The 19,443-nt window shown below is 52.4% G+C and carries 18 protein-coding genes; 10 read left to right on the forward strand and 8 right to left on the reverse strand.

The features are described 5' to 3' along the window. Positions 1–51: 51 nt before the first annotated feature. On the forward strand, positions 52–819 hold the full coding sequence (locus tag AADB16_RS06510) for a substrate-binding periplasmic protein (protein ID WP_298448806.1): 768 nt from the start codon (positions 52–54) through the stop codon (positions 817–819). Between the two features lie 84 nt (positions 820–903). Continuing rightward, positions 904–1,278: a tetratricopeptide repeat protein gene (locus tag AADB16_RS06515; RefSeq protein ID WP_410802130.1), complete on the forward strand. Its 375-nt coding sequence runs from the start codon at positions 904–906 to the stop codon at positions 1,276–1,278. On the opposite strand, the gene AADB16_RS06520 is transcribed toward AADB16_RS06515, so the two are convergent. Then, positions 1,279–2,301: a DUF6635 family protein gene (locus AADB16_RS06520; RefSeq protein WP_410802132.1), complete on the reverse strand. Its 1,023-nt coding sequence runs from the start codon at positions 2,299–2,301 to the stop codon at positions 1,279–1,281. 78 nt (positions 2,302–2,379) lie between these two features. Between AADB16_RS06520 and AADB16_RS06525 the strand changes: the two genes are divergently transcribed. After that, complete coding sequence (locus AADB16_RS06525; protein WP_410802134.1) at positions 2,380–3,522, forward strand: iron-containing alcohol dehydrogenase; 1,143 nt, start codon at positions 2,380–2,382, stop codon at positions 3,520–3,522. A 16-nt stretch (positions 3,523–3,538) separates the two neighbouring features. Here the strand turns inward: AADB16_RS06525 and AADB16_RS06530 are convergent, their stop codons facing one another. Continuing rightward, entirely contained in the window at positions 3,539–4,021 is a 483-nt protein-coding gene (locus AADB16_RS06530) for a nucleoside deaminase (RefSeq protein ID WP_309043570.1), read from the reverse strand. Positions 4,022–4,145: 124 nt separating this feature from the next. Here AADB16_RS06530 and AADB16_RS06535 point away from each other — a divergent pair, with 124 nt between their 5' ends. Beyond that, positions 4,146–4,601, forward strand: a complete 456-nt coding sequence (locus tag AADB16_RS06535) for a DUF4112 domain-containing protein (RefSeq protein WP_309043569.1) — start codon at positions 4,146–4,148, stop codon at positions 4,599–4,601. Positions 4,602–4,669: 68 nt separating this feature from the next. Here the strand turns inward: AADB16_RS06535 and AADB16_RS06540 are convergent, their stop codons facing one another. Beyond that, positions 4,670–5,164 (reverse strand): DUF2780 domain-containing protein, encoded by a 495-nt coding sequence (locus AADB16_RS06540; RefSeq protein ID WP_309043568.1) that lies wholly within the window; start codon positions 5,162–5,164, stop codon positions 4,670–4,672. 181 nt (positions 5,165–5,345) lie between these two features. On the opposite strand from AADB16_RS06540, the gene AADB16_RS06545 reads away from it, so the two are divergent. Next, entirely contained in the window at positions 5,346–5,801 is a 456-nt protein-coding gene (locus AADB16_RS06545; RefSeq protein WP_410802136.1) for a GatB/YqeY domain-containing protein, read from the forward strand. A gap of 7 nt (positions 5,802–5,808) precedes the next feature. On the opposite strand, the gene AADB16_RS06550 is transcribed toward AADB16_RS06545, so the two are convergent. Then, complete coding sequence (locus AADB16_RS06550) at positions 5,809–6,477, reverse strand: glutathione S-transferase family protein (protein ID WP_410802138.1); 669 nt, start codon at positions 6,475–6,477, stop codon at positions 5,809–5,811. A 90-nt stretch (positions 6,478–6,567) separates the two neighbouring features. Next, on the reverse strand, positions 6,568–7,461 hold the full coding sequence (locus tag AADB16_RS06555; RefSeq protein WP_309043565.1) for a patatin-like phospholipase family protein: 894 nt from the start codon (positions 7,459–7,461) through the stop codon (positions 6,568–6,570). Between the two features lie 136 nt (positions 7,462–7,597). On the opposite strand from AADB16_RS06555, the gene AADB16_RS06560 reads away from it, so the two are divergent. Further along, complete coding sequence (locus AADB16_RS06560) at positions 7,598–8,245, forward strand: DsbA family oxidoreductase (RefSeq protein WP_410802140.1); 648 nt, start codon at positions 7,598–7,600, stop codon at positions 8,243–8,245. Between the two features lie 37 nt (positions 8,246–8,282). Here AADB16_RS06560 and AADB16_RS06565 read toward each other — a convergent pair whose 3' ends face one another. From AADB16_RS06565 to AADB16_RS06575, 3 genes are all read right to left on the reverse strand, one after another. Beyond that, positions 8,283–11,420 (reverse strand): efflux RND transporter permease subunit, encoded by a 3,138-nt coding sequence (locus AADB16_RS06565; RefSeq protein WP_410802142.1) that lies wholly within the window; start codon positions 11,418–11,420, stop codon positions 8,283–8,285. A gap of 6 nt (positions 11,421–11,426) precedes the next feature. Continuing rightward, positions 11,427–12,500: an efflux RND transporter periplasmic adaptor subunit gene (locus AADB16_RS06570; protein WP_410802144.1), complete on the reverse strand. Its 1,074-nt coding sequence runs from the start codon at positions 12,498–12,500 to the stop codon at positions 11,427–11,429. Between the two features lie 147 nt (positions 12,501–12,647). Further along, on the reverse strand, positions 12,648–15,707 hold the full coding sequence (locus tag AADB16_RS06575) for an EAL domain-containing protein (RefSeq protein ID WP_410802146.1): 3,060 nt from the start codon (positions 15,705–15,707) through the stop codon (positions 12,648–12,650). Between the two features lie 315 nt (positions 15,708–16,022). Here AADB16_RS06575 and AADB16_RS06580 point away from each other — a divergent pair, with 315 nt between their 5' ends. The 4 genes from AADB16_RS06580 to AADB16_RS06595 all read left to right on the forward strand — a co-directional run bounded on the left by AADB16_RS06580 (position 16,023) and on the right by AADB16_RS06595 (position 19,443). After that, positions 16,023–16,640, forward strand: coding sequence for a serine hydrolase domain-containing protein (locus tag AADB16_RS06580; protein WP_410802148.1), 618 nt, complete (start codon positions 16,023–16,025; stop codon positions 16,638–16,640). A 222-nt stretch (positions 16,641–16,862) separates the two neighbouring features. Beyond that, positions 16,863–18,470 carry a flavin monoamine oxidase family protein gene (locus AADB16_RS06585; RefSeq protein WP_410802150.1) on the forward strand — a complete coding sequence of 536 codons (1,608 nt, stop codon included), beginning with the start codon at positions 16,863–16,865 and terminating at the stop codon, positions 18,468–18,470. Positions 18,471–18,482: 12 nt separating this feature from the next. After that, positions 18,483–18,884: a c-type cytochrome gene (locus AADB16_RS06590; RefSeq protein ID WP_410802152.1), complete on the forward strand. Its 402-nt coding sequence runs from the start codon at positions 18,483–18,485 to the stop codon at positions 18,882–18,884. Positions 18,885–18,936: 52 nt separating this feature from the next. Next, on the forward strand, positions 18,937–19,443 hold the full coding sequence (locus AADB16_RS06595) for a RidA family protein (protein ID WP_309043557.1): 507 nt from the start codon (positions 18,937–18,939) through the stop codon (positions 19,441–19,443).

Below are 19,443 nucleotides of genomic sequence, written 5' to 3' on the forward strand. Positions count from 1 at the left end.
TTCCAGGCTCTATGATGTTAAGTTGAATAACTCATCTTCTGGAATTTAGCTATGAACGGATTGCGTACCTTCCTGCTGGCATTGCTCTTCTGCTCGGGTGCTGCTTTCGCTGAAAATACGCTGAAAGTGCGAGTGACGGATTTCCCACCCAATTACCACCTGGATTCCCAAGGTCGTTGGACAGGGTACAGTGTGGAGATTGCATCGAGAATCATCGAGCGAGCCGGCTACCGCCCGGTTTTTTTAGATCAGCCCTGGGAACGTGGTTTGAGATCGATGCAAATTGGTACGTTGCACTACATGACGAATATGTCCAAAACTCCGGAGCGCTCTGAATATATAGAATGGATTGGTCCGGTGTATCTGGATGAGATGGTTCTTGTTGTCAGCAAGGATAATAAAAACCTGCCTATTACGTCACTGGATGACCTGGTCAAGGAAAGCCGGGCGCGGGGCATGAAGTATGGGTATCAATCGGGTGTCTTCTATTCACACGAGTTCGAGACTCGGATGAAAAACGATCCAGAGTTTGCTGATAGCTTTGAGGCGGTCAGTAAGGGGGAGCTCAATTATCTTAAAGTAGCCAATGGGCGGATACTGGGCTTTTTCGAATCAAGAATCGCAACGGCATACCAGATTCGGCACCTCCCGGCATACCGGCGTCTCGCCATACACCCTTTTGCCCTCAGCGGCTCGGAACTTTATCACGGCATCAGCCGGGCGGGTGTTGATGACAGTACGCTGGCGCAGCTTAGAGAGGCGCACAGACAACTCGAAAGTGAGGGTGAAATTCAGAAAATCATTGAACAATACTATTAGATACGCCCGCAGGGGTTGGAAAGGTGATAAGTGATGATTAGTACCAAGATATATAAATCCGTTTACAGCCTAGCGGAAAAGCTTATGGAGGCTGACCAAAACGATGATGCTGCGACTTTTGATTCGCTCTATGCAGAGCTGAAATCTGTATGCATCGATAACGAAAATACCGACAAAGACCACCCGGAACAATGGGAAACGCTTGCCGATTTCACAGAAAATCTGGAAGAGGCCTTGGCAGGCTACGACAAGGCTATGGAAAAAGCCGTGGCAATCAATGCAAAAGATCATATGTCGTCGATCGCATTTTCCATGGCCACCTTGCAAATTGAACTGGGCCAAACGGATGCCGCCATCAAAAACCTTCAGGCGGCAAAAGTTAACGCGAATAAAATTGATGATAAGGAACTTAAAGCAGACATAGATGAGCTGCTTGAAACGCTCCAGGTTGACGAATAGCTAAAGTAGGCCGGATTTGATCATGTCGAAGGTATCCAGAATCCGCGCCACAAACTGATCTTTCGGGCGAAAGCTGCTTTGGGTGCTGAGGGTGACGTCCCGCTGCAGGTGATCCAGTAACTTATGCAGGCGCCGACGATGCAAGCCGACCGCCGCTTGTACTGGATCGAAGATGACACCGGATAGGGCCGCAAACGCCGCCAGTGCGGCCATAACAGCGATCATAACGCTGGCCGTTGTCGCCAGCGTAGGCTCCGGCGGAAACCAGCTGTAATACCACCCACCGATTGTCTCGCCCAAAATGAAGTCTCTGGCGGCCAGGGTTTTTGCCAGCATGGAAGCGAGCACCACCCCGAGCCCAATGCCACCTGGCGTAAACTTCTGGAATGCGAACGCGCCCAGCACCGTGCAGGAAATGCTGTTGGTGATATCGGCAGACGCTGTTCGGGTTATCCGGTACTGGCTGAGAGCGTCCGCGACCAGCGGTTCAGCCAGTTTGCCAAACCGCTGATGATCGACTGGTTCAGAAGCATGGCGCTCATAGACTGTCTCCAGCGCCTCAACCAAATGGCTCTCCAGCAAGGGAGCGTCCTGACCATCATTCAGTAGATCTACCAGAATAAGATGCGAAATGTGCTGCTGTACCTGGGTGGTAAAACCTGCGGGAACACGGTTTGCCAACCCGTGCAGCCACATCAGGCCTGTGCGGTTGGGGGTCAGGATTTTTATCAGGCATGCCAGGGCGTAGACTGGCGCCCACAGTAGATTTATCGGGGCCCGCAACATGTCCCATCCCAGCGCCATCCGGTTGGTTTCCAGGGCACCGGGGTAGTGGAAGTGGCGGTCAATAAACGCCGGCACCCGTGCCCGGCAGCCGTCGAAGTAACGCTCGATGCCTGAGCGAATGGCCTGTTCTATCTCAGCTTCGGAGATGGTTGGCTCGGTCGATGTGGCGGTGGGCATAGTGATAGGCGTATCTACAGGCAAGTGAGTGTGTGGCGCATTGAATCGAAAATCGCACATTCCCGAATGATAAAGGAAAAGGTACGCTGAGGTTCCATAAAGCGGGCATCCCTTCCAATCTTCAAGGCGGCATTGTTTATGTTAGGCACATTTAGCTTGGTGACCCCAACCGAGATTCTGTTCGGGCGTGGTTTCATCGCTCAGTTGAACGACAGGGCAGCAAAACTGGGTTCGCGAGCATTGATTGTGCACGGCAAAAACCCGGGCAGGCTCTCGGCAGTGTTCGAGTCATTCACGTCTATCGATATCGTACAGACTCTGACCATTGAAAAAGAGCCTGACTTGAACACGCTTACTGCCGCCGTTGAACAGGGTAAATCACTCGGGGTCGATCTGGTACTTGGCATTGGTGGTGGCTCGGTTATGGATTCAGCAAAGGTGCTTGCAGCCATGCTGCCAAGCCACACGGAGCTGTTAAGCCATCTTGAGGTGGTAGGGAGCGGGCTGCCGTTATCTGCCAAGCGCCTGCCGTTGATACTGGTGCCAACCACCTCGGGCACCGGCGCAGAGGTAACTCGAAATGCGGTTATCGACGTGGTTGAGGCCCAGCGTAAGGTGAGCTTGAGGGATAACCAGTTGTTTCCGGATCTGGCGCTGGTCGACCCGGCGCTCACCGATAATTGCCCCAAACAAGTCAGCCTCTACTCAGGTTTGGATGCGGTTACTCAGGTCATCGAGCCCTATCTCTCGTCGCGATCAAACCTGTTCACAGATATGTTGTGTAAAGAAGCTATCCCCAAGGGGCTTCATGCTTTGAAACAGTTGATGGAAGGGGAGTCCAAGGACGCTCGTGATGCTTTGGCGCAGGTAAGCCTCTTTGGTGGGCTCGCTCTTGCGAACTCCGGGTTGGGAGTTGTGCATGGCATTGCCGGCCCGCTAGGCAGTTTGTGCGGTGCGCCCCACGGAGCCATCTGCGGTGCTCTATTGCCTGCAGGTATTGCAGCAAACCGGGATAACGTAGTCGAGGCTGGGCATAAAGCTCGTATCGATGATGTAATTCGTTGGATTGCTGAAGTGTTTGAGGTGCCGGAAAGCCAGGCTCTAAAGCGTTTTCGTGAATGGATTGTTCAGAATGGTTTGCCAGGACTGGCTTCAATTGGTGTAACAGAAGAGCACATAGTTGCAGCGACACAAGCTGCCGTTGGGGCTTCCTCCATGAAGGCCAATCCTGTTGTGCTATCAACGGCAACTATCGAGAATGTGCTGCGCCAGTCGCTTTAAGTAGCGCTAACTAGATTTATTTGTTGATACCTTGAAACCGCTTGTGCAATTCATGAATGGCAGCAGCTTGCTCTGCAAATGGCCCCTCAACCTGTGCGTCGGGCACTACGCTAGTGATGGGTAGAGTTGCCACAGGTGGTAACGGCGCTTGCATGTCTTGCAGCCAGGCGACCAGCTGCTTGGAGGAGCTGGCGTAAACAATACGGCCAAGGCCAACCCAGCCATGTGCAGCGGCACACATTGGGCAGTGTTCGCCTGAGGTATAGACGGTTGATGCTGCGCGCTCACCCGGCGTCATGTTCGCTGCGGCCCAGCGGGCGATTGCAAACTCCGGGTGCTGAGTGCTGTCACCCCCCACTGTCAGATTGTGGCCTTCGTATCTTACTGCGCCGCTCTCATCCACAAGCACTGAACCAAACGGCGGGTTGCCGGTCTCCAGCGCCTTGGTGGCCAATTCAACGCAGCGATCCAGGTGTTTCATAGCATTATCATCAGTCATACTTGCTCCACTACAGTCAGGTGGCCTGTTCCTCTCGCTTGGGTTTTATAGTCTCATCACGGGCTGGGTGTTTACCATTCCATCTGGCACCAGTTATCTGACGTTTTCTTTTTCGGGATATTTTATGGCAAAGCCTACCGAAGCCCGGCAGCGGGCGATACTTGAACGGCTTGATAAGTTCAGCCGTTTTACTGACAGCAGCATTGGCATTCCGTTTACTCGATTCCAGATTGGGGCTGAGGCCATTATTGGTCTGGTGCCGGTGGTGGGAGACGCGGCAGGCTTAGTTTTGTCAGGCTATGTTTTGGTCGAAGCTCAGCGGGCTGGAGCCAGCAAGGATGTGAAGCGATGTATCCTGCGAAATATGGGTATCGATTTCGTTGGTGGGCTTGTCCCGGTGGTGGGGGATGCCTTTGATGCCATTTATAAGGCCAATACTCGCAATACGCGTTTACTGAGAAACTATCTGGAGGAGCAACTCTCTGTGGAGCCGCCCCCGCCGCCCTTTCCATGGAAAACCTTAGTCGGGCTGTCCATCCTGTTTGGAATAATTACCGCTGGCTTGGTGTTCGCTTTTTGAGCCATCTGCGGTGCTGAGTTTTATCGCCGCCTGCAACCTGATTGTGATCTTCTCTAATTGCGAGGCAATTAGCTAGCAGGCGACCAAAGGCCTTGTAGCTGCCCCAGCAATGAAGATCCTACGCCTTGGTCCCCCAGGAAACCCATAATAATTGGAACAAACTGCTGAATCATGGCGCTGTCCATACCCAGAGCTGAGAAGGCCGATTGCACCCCGTCCATGGATGAAATACCAGAGAGCAAACCTTGGCTTATGTCGCCTGCCCCAAGCAAGCTGGATAGCCCCGGCGCTTTGTTTGTGAGAGTGCTTATGGCATCGCTGCCCAGATCGTTTTTCGCCAGTTGCAGTAAGGCACTGGTGCCGCCAACTGCTTGAGTTTCAGTGACGCCGAGCTGACTTTCTAACAGTCCGAGCAGTTGCTGTGCTTCACCACTGACTTCGCTGGTGGAGGACAGAGCCTGAGTGCCAGTGGAAATGGTGTCGTTCAGGCTGAAAGCACCAGCAGTCGGTGCTAGCAGGTAGATGCTGGAAACAAAAAGGAACTTCTTGAGAATATCGTTCATTGTCAGGTCCTGTGCAGTAGGGGCGCCAAGTATCTACCTCTATATTGGGGAGCTTCGGCAAAATAAAAGTGCCGCAGCCAGAGACAGATCAAACTTCACGGCACAGCTGATTTTCCGCTAGATCTGCCGTTTTGCATAATGCAAACTTACAGCCCTTAATCCATGCAGCAGGAGACCGATAATGTCTGAATTATCACTCAAAGAACAACTAAGTACCGCAGTAAAAGACGCAATGCGAAATAAGGATAAAACTCGGCTCGTCACACTGCGTATGGCCCAGGCTGCGATTAAACAGATTGAAATTGATGAGCGCCGCGACCTGAATGACGACGACGTTTTGAAGGTGCTGGATAAGATGCTCAAGCAACGCCGCGACTCCGCCAGTCAGTACGATAACGCTGGCCGTACGGAACTGGGTGATATCGAGCGAGCGGAAATGGTGATCATCGAAGAGTTCATGCCGGTTGCACTGATTGAGGATGAGCTGGATAAGCTGATCCAGGAGGCAATCAGCTCGACCGGCGCCAAAGGCATGCAGGACATGGGCTCAGTGATGGGTGCGCTGCGCCCTCAGGTGGTTGGCCGTGTTGATATGGGCCATCTGGGGAAAAAGGTGAGGACGGCGCTGGCGGCTTAACTTACCCTTAGGCGAAGTCGTATTCACCGCCCTTTTCCAGGGCAGTCTGATAGGCCGGTCTGGCGTGCACGCGTTCGACCCAGGCAGTGATGTGAGGCCGGTTCTTACCTACGATGCCGCGGGCGACCGAAGCTTCCAGAGGGAAACTCATTTGGATATCTGCGGCGCTGAGGTTGTCTCCCAGAAACCAGGCGTTCTCTGCCAAGTGGGCTTCAACAAAATCCAGGTGAGTTTTGATCATGGGGCCGATGAAAACCTCATTGGTTTTATCGGCAATGCCCTTTGCCACTGGCTTGATAAAAAAGGGCATGGGGCTGGTTTTTACCTTCTCAAACACCAGGCGCATAACCAGCGGCGGCATCAATGAGCCTTCGGCGTAGTGCAGCCAGTAAGTGTAATCCAGCCACGCCTGGCCACCACCGTCTGGCAGCATGGTGTCTTTGCCGTAAGTGTGGGCTAGGTACTCGATAATGGCACCGGACTCCGCCACTACCAGATCGCCGTCGGTGATCACCGGTGACTTACCCAACGGGTGTATTTTTTTGAGACTTGCCGGTGCCAGCATGGTTTTGGCATCGCGCTCATAGCGTTGGATCTCGTAGGGCACTCCCAGCTCTTCCAGCATCCAGAGAATGCGTTGTGACCGGGAATTGTTGAGGTGGTGGACTGTAATCATGCAAAAACTCCGTTAGCTTCAAACAATAGGCAGGTTTACAGAGTAGTCTGTATGCGCGTTTTTGGATCACTGCTATTACTGTTTAAATTGCTAGATTCGGTTGCGAAAGGCTAACAAGTGGTTTTTTAGATCTTTAATAATCTCAGGCACCTTCAGAGGGAGCAGTTTTCTGGTTGCTTTGAGAAGGTACATAAAAACATTTGCCCGTTTGTACCAGAGCACCTGTTGAATCTTCTTTTTCATGGGACGGTAGCCTTCCATGTAGAGCTCTTGCACAAGCTTTGCATTGTTTGTGAGGCTGTAACCACTTAAATCCAGCGGCACTACAATATCCGCCTCTTTTAATTGTTTGCGAGTGTTAAAGTCGATCGCAATGTTGATGGCGTTACTGATTACATCGAAGGTGTCCTCCGGCTTTTGGTACTGGCTGACATGGCTCAGATCAATGGCCACGGTAATACCAGCACCCATTTTGGCTAGGGGTGAAATCGGAACATTTTCAACCAGCCCGCCGTCTACCAGAATCCGTCCGTTCACCTCGACCGGAACAAACAGACCAGGCACAGCCATGGAGGCACAAACAGCATCTGCCAGGTTTCCCGTCTTGAATATCAACTGCCTGCCAGTTTCAATATCCGTCGCACAAATAGCGAGGGGGATGTTGGCGTCTTCGATGAGGCAGTCCCCCAGATCTCGCAGAATCATCTCGCGAATAGCTTGCGTGCTGAACAGGCCCCCGCGTTCAAAGGTAAAGTTCAGGATCTTGGATAGATTCAACGCCGAACCAATGGAAAGTATGGATTCCACCGGGCGCCCAAAGGCGTAATAACTGGCAACCAGCGCACCCACACTGGTACCTGAAATACAATGAATCCGGATTCCCTCTTCTTCGAACGCTTTCAGAACGCCAATGTGGGCAATGCCTTTGGCGGCGCCGCCCCCGAGAGCCAGGCCGATGCGGGTGTTAAAGGGATTGAGCTTCATGCAGGGTGGCCTGTTAATGTATCAGGGGGTGGTGTTGGTTAGGGGCGATTCTAACAGATTTCATTGGTTGCCCGGCAGCGCCCAAATTGAACCTATTGAGGCTTTTGGTTGACCCAGACAATTAACAGGATCCGCTATGAACAAGATGAGTATTGATATTGTTTCCGACATCGCTTGTCCTTGGTGTGCCATTGGCTACGCTCGTTTGGAGCGCGCAATGGAACAGCTGGCAGCAGAGTATGAGTTTGAGGTTCAGTGGCATGCTTTTGAGCTGAACCCGGATAGCCGAGGAGACGGTGAGCCAATTTTGCCGGCGCTCGCCCGTAAGTATGGGCGGAGCGAAGATGAGTTGCGCGCCACTCAAAACCAGATGATGGCGGTCGCGACGGATCTTGGACTTAACTTTGAAAAGATTCAGGAGCGCCTGGTTTGCAATACCTTTGATGCCCACCGACTGGTGAAATGGGCCGGCGAACAGGGCCAGCAGACCGCTCTGAAGCAAGCGCTGTTCACTGCCTATTTCGGTAAGGCAGAGAACGTCTCCGACCACGATGTTCTGATCAAGTGCGTGGAGTCTTTGGGGTTGGATTCCGCAAAAGCCAAAGCAGTACTGGAGTCTGACCAGTACGCGGCGGCGGTGCGAGAAGACGAAGCCAAATACCAGCAGGCGGGTGTTACGGGTGTGCCGGCTTACATAGTCAACGGCAAGTACCTTATCTCCGGAGCTCAGGAGCCCGAGACGCTGGTTCAGGCATTTCAGGAAATTGGTGCAGAGTCCGACTGAACAAAATGCCGTTCAGCCGGACTGCTCTTTACGAACGTTAGTTGCGAAACCGGAACAAGGTTGCGTACAGAACTGGCACCACCACGAGTGTAAGGATCGTTGCAAAGCCGAGCCCGAACATGATGGTGACCGCCATGGCGACGAAGAAAGCATCTGTCAACAGAGGCAGCATGCCAAGAATCGTCGTTAATGCAGCCATGGCTACGGGAATCAGTCGACTGGTTCCGGAATCAACAATCGCCTCAATAGGCGCTTTGCCGTCGGCCAGTTCGACGTCAATCTGGTCGACCAGCACGATGGCATTTTTGATCAGCATGCCGGCCAGGCTCATAAAGCCCAGTAGCGCCATAAAGCCAAAGGGCTGGTTGAACAGTAGCAGCCCTGCCGTTACTCCAATAATGGCCAGTGGCACTACAAGCCAGATCACAAACGTTTTGCGAATGGAGTTGAACAGGGCGATTACGATGAACACCATCAGCCCGAAAAACACCGGAATAGACTCGGCAATAGACGTTGAGCCCTTGATAGAGTCTTCATTCTCGCCGCCCCAGGCAAAATAGTAGCCGGTCATGTCTGCCACCGGGATTCGGTCTCGGTATCGCAGAGGGATTGTTTTATTGGTGTGTTCGACGTCTGCATCGTCTGATAATCCGAGATACTCACGTACATCGGCATTCAACGCCTTCTCTACATCGGCTTTGATGTCAGCGAGAAGTTCTGAGGATAACCCCTCGCGCTGATCGAAGTGCAAACGCAGCATTGTGATGCGGTCTTGTCTCCAGATATGCGCGTTCTCAAAACCAACATCGAAATCAGAGACAGCCTGGCCCAGCGGAACCATGCTTTGAGCAGCCGGGCTCCATATAGACGCTTGGTCAAGGTTGTTCAGGCTCATGCGCTCGCCCAACGGCGCCCGCGCAATGATCGGCAGCAATTCATCGCCTTCGCGGTAGGTACCTACGCGCACGCCATCAACAGCAAAGGCCGTTGCCTGGGCAATATCAGCGCGCACCAGGCCGAGCTTCTGGGCCTGAGCGTCTGCAATCTCCGGTTTAATCACCTTTACCAGATCACCCCATTCATCACGCAGCCCCTTTACGTTGGGGTGTGCAGCCAGCACTTGCTTGGCTTTGCCAGCCAACTGACGCAAGGCTTCGGGGTCTGGTCCGGAAATGCGCAGCTGAATCTTGCCACCGGTCGCGGGCCCGAGCACAAACTTTTTGACGTTCACGCCAACGCCAGGGCGGAGCGTTTCAAGCTCTTGCTGGGCTTTTTCAGTCAGTTGGGCGAGAGTTTCATAGTTCTCAACATCTACCAGAATTCGAGCAAAGTTGGGGCTAGGCTGCTCCGGTGAATACGTCAGCAGGAACCGGGGTGAACTGCCACCCACTTGCGTAGTTACCCGAGTGACGCCTTCGTAACCGGCTAAAATATCCTCAAATGCTCTTGAGCCTTCGGATGCGGTACTGATATCGGCATCACCCGGGAACCACAGATCCACGTAAAACTGTGGACGGGTAGAGTCCGGGAAGAAGCTTTGTTTGACCGAGCCAAAGCCCACCACGGCTACTACAAACAGCATCGCAGTGATGCCGATGGTCAGCCAGCGGTGCTGGATGGCTTTGTGAAGCATGCCTTGGTACTTACGATAAAAACCCGATGAGTAGGCTTGCTGGTCATCGCCAGCCACGGTCGTTTTCAAAAACTTATGGCACAGTAAAGGCGTTACGGTTACTGCGGTGAACCAACTCAGCGATAGGGAAATCAGGATGACCGAAAACAGGGAGCGGGTGTACTCGCCGGTGGAGTCGTCAGATGTGCCGATGGCGGCAAAGGCCGTAACGGCAATGGCTGTGGCGCCCAGCAAGGGAATGGCTGTCTGGCTGACAACTTTACTGGCAGCGGAGAGGGCGTCTTCCCCTTGCTGCATGCGCATACGAATACCATCTGTGACCACGATGGCATTGTCCACCAACATACCCAAGGCAATGATAAGCGCGCCCAGTGAAATGCGTTCAAGGTTGATGGCGTAAATGTTCATGAAAATGAACGTGCCCATGATGGTGATCAGCAGGACCGCCCCGATAATCAGTCCACTGCGCAGGCCCATAAACACCAACAAGACCAGTACCACGATGGCCACTGCTTGTAGCAAGCTGACGGTAAAGCCACTGATGGCTTCTGATACAGCATCGGATTGGATCGATATGGGATTGAGGGTCATGCCCAATGGAATTTGGGGCTTCAGCTGTTCCAACCTGGCGTCGAGGCCTTCGCCCATGGTGATAACATTGCTTCCGGAGCGGGCTGAAATGGCCAGGCCGATTGCCTGCTCACCGTTAAAGCGCAGTACGTTTGTGGCTGGCTCCTGTTGCCCACGGTACACGTTGGCAATATCGCCCAGTACGATTTGGCTGCTACTACTGCCCCGGCTTGCAATCATCAGTGATTTGAATTGCTCCGCGGAGTCCAGTTCGCCAGACACCTGAACGGCAAGGCGGGCATCGCCCGCGCGGGCGTACCCGGCGTAAGCGACCGTGTTTTTGTCGCCCAGCACATTGAATATCGCGGTAGGGGGTATGCCCAATGCCGACATTTTTTCCGTGTAGGGCTCCACGTAAACGGTTTCCTGAGGTTCGCCATATAGCGCAATGCTTTTGACGCCATCAACCAGTAACAACTCGCGCTTCAGAAACTTGGCGAACTCGTAGAGCTCGTTCTGGCTGTATCCGTCACCGGTGATGGCCAGATATACGCCATAAACGTCCCCAAAATCATCTATGACCTGAGACGGCCCGGCTCCCGGGGGAAGTTGAGATTGCACGTCACTGATTTTGTGTCGAAGCTCATCCCAGACTTGCGGCAATCGGGACTTGTCGTATTGATCGAGTATTTTTACCGAAACAATGGATTTGTCGCGATAAGAGTGGGATTCCACATAGAACAACTGACCCATCTTTTGGGCAGTCTGTTCTATGAGGTTGCTGACTTCCTCTTCAACCTCGCTGGCAGTTGCCCCGGGATACGGCGTGACGACTTTGGCTTCCTTGATGGTGAATTCCGGGTCCTCAAGGCGGCTGAGATTGTTGAAAGAGTGGTAACCCATCGCCACCATGACAAGGACAACGATCCAGGTGATGGTGCTGTTTTTAATGCTCCATGCAGCAATGTTCATAGTGGATCAGAACTCCACTTTATCGATGGGTTTTACCTGCATGCCTTCCGTAAGCGACGATGCGCCGGCAATGGCAAGGGTGTCGCCTGTTTCCAGTCCGTGGGTGACCAGAATATTGCTGGAGCCCACCAAGTCACCGGTTTCCACAGGGCGCTTGCTGACTTTGCCGTCGTCATTGACGATCCAGACGATTTTCTGTTGTTTGCTGTCGGCAACCACGGCCGACAGCGGCACTGCTATGAGTGTCTCACTGTTGCTGTTGTCTGGTTTTTGTTGTGCGCGAACAATGGCGGTCATTCCAGGCAACAGGTTTTGGCCTGCGGTGTCTTCTATGGAAAGCACATACTGGAAAGTCTGTGTATCAGAGTTGGCCTCAGTGGCGTGTTCTTTAATGGCGAGCGGGAAGGTGCGGTTTGGTATGCCGTCGAACCGGGCGCTCAGGTCGATCGCCGTACCCTGGTTGCTGTAACGCACAATCAGGTTTTCCGGTATATCAACAACGACTTCCAGTGCGAGATTGTTGTGTAGATTCAAGATTGGCTCTTTGGCTTGCACTTCCTGAAAATTGTCGACAAATGTGCGGGCAATAACCCCTTCGAAGGGCGCAATAAGGCTGGTTTCGTTCACCGCTTTTTGGGCTTTTTCAAGTTCAGTTTGGGCAACGTTGTAACTGGATTCGATCTTGTCGTACTCAGCTTGGGAGACGTACTTCTTCTTGATCAGATCTTTGGCGCGATTGAAGTTTGCCTCTACCGCTTGCAACTGTGTGCGCGCGGCGACCAAATTACTGTTGTAATCTGATGGGTCCAGTTTACCAAGCAGCGTGCCTTTTTTGACGATCAGGCCTTCTTGAACTGGGAACTCGACTAACCGACCGGGTACTTGAAAGGCCATAGTAACCCGTTGGCTTGCTCTGACGGTGGCAGGGAACTCACGGGCCAGGGTCGCGTCTTCACTGCCGATGGTCATCACTTTGACGGGCTGAACCACAGGGTGGGAAGCGGTTTCCTTTGACTCACTGCAGCCAAAAAGGGAGATTATTGCGATAGCGTAAAGCGCTATCCGTAGTGTGCAGTTCATAAGCCAGTTGCCCTGTTAAAAGAAAAGAGAGTAGTCCGTTACTGGTATTTTAGATTTAAGTAGCGCCATGGGAAAGTTGATTGCGCAAATATATATCTGATGGTGAACAGAAAAATGTTTATTTGAGAGAGGTGCTTCACACCTGTTTCAATTCGGTTTTAATGTTTTCATGAGGAAGTCTTCAAACGCTGTAGCTGACAATGGGCGAGAGAAGAGGTATCCCTGCCCGTAGTCACAACCGATTTCCAGCAACAGTTGGCGTTGTGCTTCGGTTTCGACACCTTCGGCGATAACCTTCAGGCCGAGCCTATGGGCCATGATAGCAATGGCTTCTGACAGCACCAGGTCGTTTTGATCCGTTTCAATATTATGAATAAACGACTGGTCAATCTTGAGGTAATCAATGTCGAAGCGCTTCAGGTAGGACAGAGCGGAGTAGCCAACACCAAAGTCGTCAATGGCCACTTGGATACCTGCATCCCGGAATCGCAATAGTTTGTCTTTAACGCCGTCACTGGCATTCAGTAACAGCCCTTCGGTAATCTCAATGCTCAGGTAGCTAGGATCCAGTCCAAGGGTTTTGAGGTGGTCCAGCCAGTCTGCAATGTTCAGCGCGCTGCTCTGAAACTGTACAGGAGACATATTTACCGACACCTGCATTCCGGTATTGAGCAGGTCGCTCCAGCGCTTTGTCTGGCGTGCCGCTTCCCGAAATACCCAGTCGCCGATTCCGACGATCAATCCTGTTTCCTCCGCCAGAGGAATAAATTCAGCCGGACTGATCATTCCATGTTCCGGGTGATTCCAGCGAATCAATGCCTCGGCGTTGCAGACTTTGCCCGTTGTCAGATTTACGATGGGCTGGAAGTGAAGCTCAAACTGCCCGTTCTTGACGGCCGAGCGCATGTCGTTTATCAACATCAGGCGTTTTCGGGCTTCATCGTGAAGGGACTGAGTGAAATAACTCAGGCGGTTTCGCCCGGATGTTTTGGATGCATACATAGCTTGGTCGGCGTTGCTGATGAGTTGATCAACATCTGAAGCATCGTTTGGACAGAAGGTAATGCCGATACTGGCCTGAACATAGATGGACTCGCCGTCAATAGAATAAGGCTCTGCCAGCGCACTGATAATTTGCTCAGCCACCTTCTCGCCCTCATGAGTATTTGTGAGCCGGGGCAGGATAACTGTGAATTCGTCGCCGCCCATGCGGGCCACGGTATCTGAGTCGCTGACACAGCCGTTGATCCGGCTTGCCGCTTTTACCAGCAGGCGGTCCCCAATCGAGTGCCCGAGAGAATCGTTAACATACTTGAAGTGATCAAGGTCAATGATCAAGAGCGCCAGCATCGATCCGTGGCTTAAAGATGCGCGAATCTCCTGATCCAGTCGATCCTGGAACATGTGGCGGTTGGGTAAGCCGGTCAGGAAGTCGTAGTTTGCCTGACGCCAAACCAGTTCGTCTGTACGAACCTTATCGGTGATGTCAGAGCCCATAATGACATGACGTTGGATGTCGCCTTTGTCATTGTGAATCACGCTGACGGTAAGCCACGAAGGGAAAGCTTCGCCGTTTTTTCGTCGGTTCCAGACCTCCCCTTGCCAAAATCCCTTCAGGGCAACTGTTTCCCATATGGCCTGATAGAAATCAGCGCCGTGGCGACCGGAGTGAAGAACCGAGGTGTCTCTGCCCCGAATGTCGTTAAGTGTGTAGCCGGTTATTTGGGTAAAGGCAGGGTTAAGCGCAGTGATCTTGTTGCAGGCATCAGTAACCAATAAGGCTTCGGCTGTATTCTTGTAGATAGATGAGGCAAGGTGAAGCTCTTCTTCGGCGCGGGCTCTTTCGATGGCAATGCTTGCAAGGTTGGCAGCCTTCTTGATCAGCATGATTTCTTGTTCATCAGGGGCGCTTGGCGCGCCCCGGTAAATGGCAAAGGTGCCCAGGATTTTGTCCGATGAGGAGTGAATGGGCTCCGACCAACAAGACCCCAGCCCAGCTGAGGCTGCAAGGTCTCTAAAGTTTTCCCAGTAGGGGTGAGATGCGATGTTTTCGACAACAACGCGCTCCCCTGTGTACGCTGCGGTTCCGCAGGAACCAACGCCCATCCCGATTCTAATGCCACTGATAACCTTGGTGAAAAAGTCTGGCAAGCTAGGCGCTGCACCACTTATTAAATGTTTTCCTTCGTCGTCCATGAGAAGAACAGAGCACATGGAACTGGAGAGGATTGATTCGGCCGAGGTGATAATTTGCGATAGGATTTCACTTAAAGATCCGCCTTTGGCGACTTTCTCCAGGGTATCTTGCCGCATCTGTTCGCGGCGTTCTGCCATCTTCCGGGGAGTAATGTCTTCAATTAGCGACACAACGTATGCAAAGCTTTTGTCGGCATTTCGAACGGCACGTAAAGCAAGATGAGTATCGATGGGGTGGCCGGATTTGTGGATAAACCGTCTTTCAACGGAGCGTTCATCCACTGTGCCGTCAATCAGTTGCTGATAGTGGGCTTGGCCAGCCTCGAGATCATCAGGGTGAATCAGATCGGTCCACCTTGTCGCGAGGAGTTCTTTCTCTGTGTAACCGAGCATGTCGCAGAGTGCCTGGTTTACCTCTATCCAGCCTCTATCCGGGCTGGTGGTCGCCATGCCAAACATGGAGCGCTCGAAATAGGCCCGAAAATGCTGCTCACTGACACGGAGAGCTTCAACGGCTTCGCGGCGCTGCTTTTCCCGGTCAAGGTTGTCGAGTGCGAATGTGAGGTCGCGGGCCAGCTCGTTGAATAGGTTGGTGACTTCATCGCCGAAAAACTTCCTTTCACCGTGATACGCGGAAAACACAGCAAAAGGTTTCCCATTCCGCTGGATGGGGAAGCTGCCACTGCTGCCCCAGTGAAGGTCGTTTTCGTGCTCGGCTTGGGGTGCTGAGCCAGCCTTGTTTGCTCGGTCATTGTTAATTACAGCGTCATTGCAGCAATAAGCTGCCGCGGAAGGGTCCAGGTTGCCCGACCTTCCTGGCCGTATCGAGGTGTTTAAATGCTTCGGGTAATCCGTTTCCGCTCCATAGCATACTACCGGAACAATGCACTCTGATTCGGGATCGCAAATACCAATCCAGGCCATGCTCATTCCAGCTAAATCAACGGCCGATCTACACACGAGCGGAAACAACTCTTCCTCGCCACTCATTCGGTTAATGGCCTGGTTCATTGCGCTTAGAGCCCGGTATATTCCTGTTAGCCTGTAAATATGCGAATTTTCCGGAGCGCTTTCGGCCACACCGCTTGTGTCAGGGCGCGTGATTGCTGAATTGGCCTCTTTATCTGATGGTGTCGTCAAAGGGCAGCTCGCTGTGGCCAGGAATTGATTATTGTTCGCTTTCAGAGTGTTCAGCCTTTTCGTGCAAAGTTCAAGAAAATTGCCGGGTAAATACTGATTAGGTGGCTGGCGTTACAGGAGCTTGCTGCAGATTCTGGCTCAGTGGTGCAATAATCAAGGTACCAGGCAAAAAAAGGCGCCTCCTCCATGACGGAAATAAAACAGATCGCTGGCCTCGCATCGGATCGGCTTCTCAATATTGAGCGTCATCTTGAATGCCGTTATATCCAGCCCGGACACTTGCCCGGCGCGCTGACTCTGGTGGCCCGAAGAGGGGAGGTTGCCTATGTAAAAGCGCAAGGGTTTATGAATCGCACCAACGTCGATGCCGCTTATCGCGAATTAGGGCTTGATGGCAGTCGGGACCTGACGATGGAGGCCTTGGTCAATCAGCTGGCGGAACTGCCTCTTGAGTTCTCGCCGGGCACCGCCTGGAACTATTCCGTCAGCACCGATGTGCTGGGGTATCTGGTGCAGTTGCTGGCGGATCAGCCTTTTGATGAGTACCTGCGCGAGAATATCTTCGATCCGTTGGAGATGCCTGGCACAGGTTATGGGCTCGGCTTTTCGGTAAAAACCGACGTTGCCAAATCCCAGACAAACGGGTCTGTAGGCGAATATGGCTGGGGCGGGTTGGCAAGCACCAGTTTTTTTGTCGATCCGGTTGAGGAGCTGGTGATGATCTTCATGACGCAACTGATCCCTTCATCGACCTACCCCATCCGTCAGGAGTTGCGGGCGATTGTTAATGGAGCGTTGGAGTAGTCCTGGCTTTAGAAAACTCAGCGCAATGTTCTCGCAAAAAAACGACATTTAATTGTCGGTGCCGTGTTTGCGCCTTTCGTGTGCAGATACTAAGTTTATGGAGGCAGATATAATAATTTTCTGAACCTGAAGTAGCGGTAACAGTAACTGTCTAATCGTATGATTATTGCTGGTTAATGTATTCAAGGTCGATGATCGTACCTACTGGGGAGATCGTGGAACATGGAACCGACTCAGGGTTTTAGTAGAAGGGAGCTGCTTTCGTGGATTGGTAAGACGGCCGGAGCCGTTGCAATGTACCAGGCCATGACAACGCTTGGTTTTGCAGCCGAATCCAATTTTGACAGCAAGAATTATGAATTGAGCGGCGCGCCAGCGGGGGCGTCCGTACTCGTGCTCGGAGGTGGTCTTGCCGGTATGACTGCGGCTTACGAGCTTCGCAAAGCCGGGTACAAGGTGAAGATTCTTGAGTACAACCAGAAAGCGGGAGGTCGTTGCTGGACGTTACGCGGCGGCGACAAATACACTGAGCTGGGGGGCGCTACCCAGGAATGTAAGTTCGACAAAGGTCTTTATCTTAACCCTGGCCCATGGCGTATTCCCTATCACCACCACGCGGTTTTGCACTACTGCAAGCAGTTTGATGTAAAGCTGGAAGTGTTTACCCAGATCAACCACAACGCCTACTTCCACAGCACCAAAGCGTTTGGTGGTAAGCCCAAGCGCTACCGCGAAGTAAAGGCGGATTTCCAGGGGCACGTTGCAGAATTGCTTGCCAAGTGTGTCAATCAGAAAGGGCTCGATCAGGCCATGACGAAGGAAGACACGGAGCGTCTGCTACTGGTTATGCGTGAATGGGGTGCACTCAACGATGACGACAAATACGTCAAAAGCGTAGAGTCGAGCCTCATGCGGGGCTTCGACATTGACCCCGCCGGTGGCTTAATGCCTGAACAGCAATTCTCCCAGCCAATGGGCCGTTCAGAGCTGCTTAACTCAACGCTTTGGAAGCATCTGAACGAGGGCCACTCATACGATTATCAAGCCACCTTGTTCCAGCCTATCGGCGGTATGGATATGATTGCCAAAGCCTTTGAGAAGGAAGTTGGCAGCCTGATTCGCTACAGCAGCAAAGTGACGAAGATTGATCAGGACGACAACGGGGTGACTGTTAACTATGTTGATAGTCTGAATCCGGGCGAAACCATGACGGAAACCGCCGATTGGTGCGTCTGCACCATTCCGCTCTCGATCCTTGGCCAAATACCCTCCACATTCAGCAGCAAACTGACGAGCGCCATTCGCGCAGTACCCTATGACAGCAGTGTTAAAGTCGGATTGCAGTTCAAGCGTCGATTCTGGGAAGAGGATGATCACATATACGGTGGTGTGACCTTTACCGACATGCCCATCGAGCTAATCAGCTACCCAAGTACCGATTACCATTCTTCCGGCAAAGGGGTGTTGCTGGGCGCTTACTTGTGGGATGAGAACTCCTATGAGTTTACGTCGATGTCTCCGGAAATGCGGGTGAAGAAAGCCCTCGAATACGGGGCGAAAATACACCCGCAATACATGGACGAATACGATAATGGTATTTCCGTCGCGTGGCACCGGGTGCCTTGGGTTAATGGATGTTATGGCTTATGGACACCGGAAACCCGCAAAGCTCATTACAAGAACCTCTGTGAGATTGATGGGCGCATTGTGCTGGCCGGTGAGCATGCATCCTATATACCGGCATGGATGGAAGGCGCGATCCTGTCGTCGTTGGACGCGATCAAACGCTTGCACCAACACGCGCTTCAATCCAAGAAGCAAACAGCCTGATAGGAGTCCACCATGAAAAAGTTAACCATGCTTGCTCTTATGCTTGGCATTTATGCGTTCGCATCGCTTTCGGCTGTCGCCGGCACGCCGACAGTTTCTGAAAGTAGTAGTTTCGAACAGAAAACCGGTGAGGACCTCTACAACAGCATCTGCCAAGGTTGCCACATGGAGGGCGGTAAAGGTGCTTCTGAAGGTGCCGGGTTTTATCCCGCACTGGCCGAAAACGCCAAGGTGGCAGCGCCGGGCTACCCTATTTATGTTTTGGTCAATGGGTTGGGGGGTATGCCGAGTTTTAAACACTATTTGACGGATGAGCAGATTGTGGAAGTGGTGAACTATGTGCGAACTCATTTTGGAAATGACTACCAAAAGAAGGCGACACTGGACGATGTGAAAGCGATGACTAACCGCTAACCAATAGTGTGTGTTACTGAGAGTGCTCAGCTGCGCACGTGAGGAGTGATGAATGCGTAAATCTATTTTTACATTAGCAATTGCCGGCCTATTTGCGGGTGCCGCAAGTGCTTATGCAGACAGCCATTCTGGCGACCACGATGTAATTCGCCATAAATTACCAAACTCGGATTTTCCGATATCACTAGCGGTTGAAATACCTGCCAGTAAGGCGCTGGTGCACCTGAGTGGCCAGGTTCCGGCTGTTATCAATGACAAAGCTGACGCGGGAACCACGGCGGCATATGGTTCGATGGAGGAGCAGGCAACCTCTGTCCTGCAAGCTATTGAGAAAGCCCTAAAGTCACTTGATCTGACCATGGGTGATATCTATCGCATGCAGGTGTTCCTTGTGGCGCAAGATGGGAAGGTGGACTTCTCAGGGTTTATGGACGGCTACACCAAATTCTTTGGCACGGAGGCGCAACCTAATTTGCCGGTTCGCTCAGCGGTTGAAGTAGCGGCATTGGCCAATCCTGGTTGGTTGATTGAAATCGAGGTCTCTGCGGTTCGCCAATAA

Source organism: Marinobacter sp. KMM 10035 (assembly GCF_046537445.1).
Lineage (GTDB): Bacteria > Pseudomonadota > Gammaproteobacteria > Pseudomonadales > Oleiphilaceae > Marinobacter > Marinobacter sediminicola.

What these genes read in the sequence shown, in the direction of transcription:
- AADB16_RS06535 (WP_309043569.1), top strand. Translation starts at nt 4,146, where the DNA reads ATGGCAAAGCCTACCGAAGCCCGGCAGCGGGCGATACTTGAACGGCTT.
- AADB16_RS06550 (WP_410802138.1), bottom strand. Translation starts at nt 6,477, where the DNA reads ATGATTACAGTCCACCACCTCAACAATTCCCGGTCACAACGCATTCTC.
- AADB16_RS06530 (WP_309043570.1), bottom strand. Translation starts at nt 4,021, where the DNA reads ATGACTGATGATAATGCTATGAAACACCTGGATCGCTGCGTTGAATTG.
- AADB16_RS06580 (WP_410802148.1), top strand. Translation starts at nt 16,023, where the DNA reads ATGACGGAAATAAAACAGATCGCTGGCCTCGCATCGGATCGGCTTCTC.
- AADB16_RS06565 (WP_410802142.1), bottom strand. Translation starts at nt 11,420, where the DNA reads ATGAACATTGCTGCATGGAGCATTAAAAACAGCACCATCACCTGGATC.
- AADB16_RS06510 (WP_298448806.1), top strand. Translation starts at nt 52, where the DNA reads ATGAACGGATTGCGTACCTTCCTGCTGGCATTGCTCTTCTGCTCGGGT.
- AADB16_RS06595 (WP_309043557.1), top strand. Translation starts at nt 18,937, where the DNA reads ATGCGTAAATCTATTTTTACATTAGCAATTGCCGGCCTATTTGCGGGT.
- AADB16_RS06570 (WP_410802144.1), bottom strand. Translation starts at nt 12,500, where the DNA reads ATGAACTGCACACTACGGATAGCGCTTTACGCTATCGCAATAATCTCC.
- AADB16_RS06515 (WP_410802130.1), top strand. Translation starts at nt 904, where the DNA reads ATGGAGGCTGACCAAAACGATGATGCTGCGACTTTTGATTCGCTCTAT.
- AADB16_RS06560 (WP_410802140.1), top strand. Translation starts at nt 7,598, where the DNA reads ATGAACAAGATGAGTATTGATATTGTTTCCGACATCGCTTGTCCTTGG.
- AADB16_RS06555 (WP_309043565.1), bottom strand. Translation starts at nt 7,461, where the DNA reads ATGAAGCTCAATCCCTTTAACACCCGCATCGGCCTGGCTCTCGGGGGC.
- AADB16_RS06590 (WP_410802152.1), top strand. Translation starts at nt 18,483, where the DNA reads ATGAAAAAGTTAACCATGCTTGCTCTTATGCTTGGCATTTATGCGTTC.
- AADB16_RS06585 (WP_410802150.1), top strand. Translation starts at nt 16,863, where the DNA reads ATGGAACCGACTCAGGGTTTTAGTAGAAGGGAGCTGCTTTCGTGGATT.
- AADB16_RS06520 (WP_410802132.1), bottom strand. Translation starts at nt 2,301, where the DNA reads ATGTGCGATTTTCGATTCAATGCGCCACACACTCACTTGCCTGTAGAT.
- AADB16_RS06540 (WP_309043568.1), bottom strand. Translation starts at nt 5,164, where the DNA reads ATGAACGATATTCTCAAGAAGTTCCTTTTTGTTTCCAGCATCTACCTG.
- AADB16_RS06575 (WP_410802146.1), bottom strand. Translation starts at nt 15,707, where the DNA reads ATGAACCAGGCCATTAACCGAATGAGTGGCGAGGAAGAGTTGTTTCCG.
- AADB16_RS06545 (WP_410802136.1), top strand. Translation starts at nt 5,346, where the DNA reads ATGTCTGAATTATCACTCAAAGAACAACTAAGTACCGCAGTAAAAGAC.
- AADB16_RS06525 (WP_410802134.1), top strand. Translation starts at nt 2,380, where the DNA reads ATGTTAGGCACATTTAGCTTGGTGACCCCAACCGAGATTCTGTTCGGG.